Source organism: Corynebacterium sp. HMSC062A03 (genome assembly GCF_001811145.1).
Classification (GTDB): domain Bacteria; phylum Actinomycetota; class Actinomycetes; order Mycobacteriales; family Mycobacteriaceae; genus Corynebacterium; species Corynebacterium aurimucosum.
The window spans coordinates 1-307 of the sequence record NZ_KV803670.1 but is presented as its reverse complement, the minus strand read 5'-3'; the positions used below and the strand labels follow the sequence as shown (position 1 = coordinate 307).

General features: G+C 55.7%; 1 protein-coding gene. It reads left to right on the top strand.

The features are described from left to right. Positions 1-307: hypothetical protein (locus HMPREF2781_RS12530; protein ID WP_168163679.1), on the top strand; the 307-nt coding region annotated here is incomplete at both ends.

Below are 307 nucleotides of genomic sequence, written 5' to 3'. Positions count from 1 at the left end.
TTGGGTGTTGGTATCCCGCTGCTGTTCCTGATTCCGGTTGGTCTGGCTTCGCAGATGAACATTCCGGGTCTGTCGGACTTTGTTGCTCCGATTAACAAGCAGATTCGGGATCTGAATACTCAGCTGCAGAAGCAGGCTGGTGTGTTCAATGGTCCGCTGGCTGGCAAGATGGCTGGTATCGATGCGCAGCTGAAGCGTTTCGGTGTTGATCACCAGCAGGCTGCTGGCGCTGTGGCTCTGATTGCTGCTGGTGCTCTGGCTATTGGCCTTATCGCTGATGCTTGTGCGCCGGGTGCAGGTTCCTCTA